The sequence below is a fragment of the Kiloniella laminariae DSM 19542 genome, assembly GCF_000374005.1.
GTDB classification, from domain to species: Bacteria; Pseudomonadota; Alphaproteobacteria; order Kiloniellales; family Kiloniellaceae; genus Kiloniella; species Kiloniella laminariae.
Window position 1 is genome coordinate 1 of the sequence record NZ_KB893155.1, and the last position, 2,934, is coordinate 2,934.

Below are 2,934 nucleotides of genomic sequence, written 5' to 3' on the forward strand. Positions count from 1 at the left end.
TTTTGAAAACGGCAAGCCAACTGCTGAAATGTCGCTCTCGCTCAAGGAGATGAAAGCCCCCCTGGCACAAAGGGGAAAAGCCGCATGATTGAACAAAGTCTGACTGTTCTGGGGTTGGGTTGTGTGATCGCCCTGATCAGTTTTGCGGCTCACTTTATCCGCAATAGAAAACCGAAAAACTCCTACAAACCCAATTCCACCCTGAAAGTAAAAGGAACTGGCCGATGATGATCGCACGGATGCTCGGGCTTCTTGTGATAGCTTCCATGGCAGCTTCCTTGCTGTTGTCATGGTTTTTGACAATGGGCTTTAATCCTGCTGATAAAAGATGGTGGGTCTGGGCCGGTCAACACATCAAACAAACCGGAACACTCCCCCCGGAAATGGTGATGGCGGTTTATGCTGTCGGGTTTGGGGGGCTGTTCCTGCTGACGCTTATCCTGATAATCGCCAAACGCGCCAGCTCCACGACTATCCACGGTGGCCGGAGGTCCAAAGATACCCACGGCACGGCAAGATGGGCCACAAAAAGGGATGTGAAAGCTGCAGGGCTCTTTGCAACTGAAGGCGTTGTTGTCGGCGGTTTTAAAAAAGGTCTGTTAGGTTCAACAACCTTACTCCAGCATGACGGCCCTGAACATATTCTGGCTTTCGCACCGACGGGAACAGGGAAAGGTGTTGGTCTGGTATTGCCAACTCTATTGAGCTGGAAAGAATCAGTTCTGGTTCTCGATATCAAGGGCGAAAACTACGCTCTGACGGCAGGATGGCGAAAATCCATTGGCCAACGGGTCTTGCGGTTTGATCCAGCTTCACTGGAAGGTTCCGTTAAATACAATCCTCTGGCCGAAATCAGGATTGAGACAGACCACGAAATAGCTGATTGCCAGAACATCGCCTCCATGATCATCGATCCGGATGGCAAGGGGTTGAAAGATTACTGGCAGCAATCGGGCTGGGAATGGCTGGCCGCTTCAATCCTGCATGTTCTCTATTACATCCGGAAAACCGAAAAGCGCACTGCAACGCTTGCTGACGTTCACCGCTTTATGTCCATCGGTCATGACAACGATACCCAGGGCATGACAGGGGACGAAGGGTTTGACCAGCTCTGTGATGACATGGCCGCATTTAACCATGGCCGTGAAAGCGTAGACGAAGAAGTCAAACGCTCCGCCGGAGCCATGAAAAAGAAAGCCTCTCAGGAACGCTCTGGCGTGCACAGCTCGGCCAAGGTTCAGCTGGCGCTTTATTCAGATCCTATCGTTTCAAAAAACATCTCGGATTGTGACTTCCGCATTTCAGATCTGATGAACGGTGACAAACCAACTTCGCTTTATATCGTCATTCCACCTTCTGACATCGATCGCCTCAAGCCGTTGATCAGGATCCTGATGAACCAGTTCCTTACCCGCCTGACAAGCGAGATGGAATTTGAAGGGGGATCATCAGTCAAACACTACAAACACCGCCTGTTGCTGATGCTCGATGAGTTCACCTCAATCGGCAAGCTTGAGATATTTGAACGCGCCCTCGCCTATATGCGCGGCTATGGACTTAAAGCCTACATCATCGTTCAGGATCTCACGCAGCTGCAAAAGGCTTACTCCAAAGAAGAAGCCATTACGTCCAACTGCGGGATCCGTATTGCCTACGCGCCCAACAAACCCGAAACGGCAAAGCTGCTCTCGGATATGACAGGCAAAACCACCATTGTTCAGCGCAAGCAGAGCAATTCCTGGTCAAAGGGCAGCATTGGCGGTTCCGCCTCGCAAAGCCTTTCTGAAATCTCCCGCCCCTTGATGACGCCGGATGAATGTTCCGCTTTGCCCGGGCTCCAGAAATCTCCCAACGGCACTGTGACCGATGCGGGCGACATGCTGATTTTCGTGGCGGGCCGTTATCCGATTTATGGCCGTCAATTCCTCTACTTCCAGAACAAGGAGATGCTGAAAAAAGCAAAAATAGCACCACCAAAATAGAAACACACCACTTCAACCCGTTCATGAAAGGCCGATACATGAACAATATTCTAAGTATAGACCAACTCTTTAGTGAAACTGATGGTTTGGCTCAAGCAGCCCACCAGGTCAGTTCACTGGCAAGTCATGGCCTGGCTGTGACTGTCGATCCTGATGTTGCCGACTACATGGCCGCATTTCCAGAAACTGCGCTTTCTTACGAGGATGCGCAAGAAAGCCTCGTGGATGTCGATCCACAAACTGGGGTTGTGATCTCCGCTGATGGGGAGATTGCATAATGGCGGATAAAAAGAACTTTCGCGAAACTGTTGCCGAAGAAATGATCCGGCACCTCGAAGCTGGAACAGCTCCATGGCAAAAGCCCTGGGTGCCAGGTGCCTATAACGCATCTCCTTTTAACCCGACGACCGGAAAACCCTATCGCGGGATTAACTCCTACTGGCTGGAACTCTCTGGCTATAGCGATCCCCGTTGGATGACTTATAAACAGGCAAGTGATTTTGATGCCCAGGTCAACAAGGGTGAAAAGTCCACTCAGATTGAATACTGGCAATGGACGAAAGAGCTGCCCTTGCTCGATCAGGACGGAAAGCCCGTCCGCGATGCTGAAGGCAAGGCCCAAAAGCAGTCGGTCCGGCTTGAACGGCCAAAGGTTTTTTACGCCAATGTCTTTAACGGCGATCAGATTACCGGACTGGAGCCTTATAAAGCACCAGAGCTGAAGTTTGAACCTGTCGTTGAAGCAGAGCTTATCCTGGAAAATTCTGGTGTTGCAATTCACCACGACCAGAACGACCGGGCCTATTATCACCGGCTAACGGATGACATCCATATGCCGCCAGCCGGAGCGTTTAAATCCGGTTATGAATATTACGCGACTGCCTTGCATGAGGTTGGCCATGCAACAGGTGCCGCGCACCGCATGGTCAGAGACAAAGGCCCCTTTGGGTCA

4 protein-coding genes are annotated in these 2,934 nt (G+C 51.1%); all 4 read left to right on the top strand.

All coding sequences use genetic code 11. The features are described 5' to 3' along the window. Nucleotides 1–84: 84 nt before the first annotated feature. Entirely contained in the window at nt 85–228 is a 144-nt protein-coding gene (locus B152_RS26035) for a hypothetical protein (RefSeq protein ID WP_020592871.1), read from the top strand. Further along, nucleotides 225–1,982: a type IV secretory system conjugative DNA transfer family protein gene (locus tag B152_RS0113065; protein WP_020592872.1), complete on the top strand. Its 1,758-nt coding sequence runs from the start codon at nt 225–227 to the stop codon at nt 1,980–1,982. The genes B152_RS26035 and B152_RS0113065 overlap by 4 nt, the downstream gene beginning before the upstream one ends. Before the next feature lie 38 nt (nt 1,983–2,020). Beyond that, nucleotides 2,021–2,260 carry a hypothetical protein gene (locus B152_RS23670; protein ID WP_020592873.1) on the top strand — a complete coding sequence of 80 codons (240 nt, stop codon included), beginning with the start codon at nt 2,021–2,023 and terminating at the stop codon, nt 2,258–2,260. Then, nucleotides 2,260–2,934, top strand: a 675-nt coding sequence (locus tag B152_RS0113075) for an ArdC family protein (RefSeq protein WP_020592874.1), incomplete at its 3' end; no start/stop codon positions are given. The genes B152_RS23670 and B152_RS0113075, both read left to right, overlap by 1 nt.

Bases quoted from the DNA above. Each gene is read 5' to 3' on its own strand.
- B152_RS26035 (WP_020592871.1), top strand. From the start codon at position 85: ATGATTGAACAAAGTCTGACTGTTCTGGGGTTGGGTTGTGTGATCGCC.
- B152_RS0113065 (WP_020592872.1), top strand. From the start codon at position 225: ATGATGATCGCACGGATGCTCGGGCTTCTTGTGATAGCTTCCATGGCA.
- B152_RS23670 (WP_020592873.1), top strand. From the start codon at position 2,021: ATGAACAATATTCTAAGTATAGACCAACTCTTTAGTGAAACTGATGGT.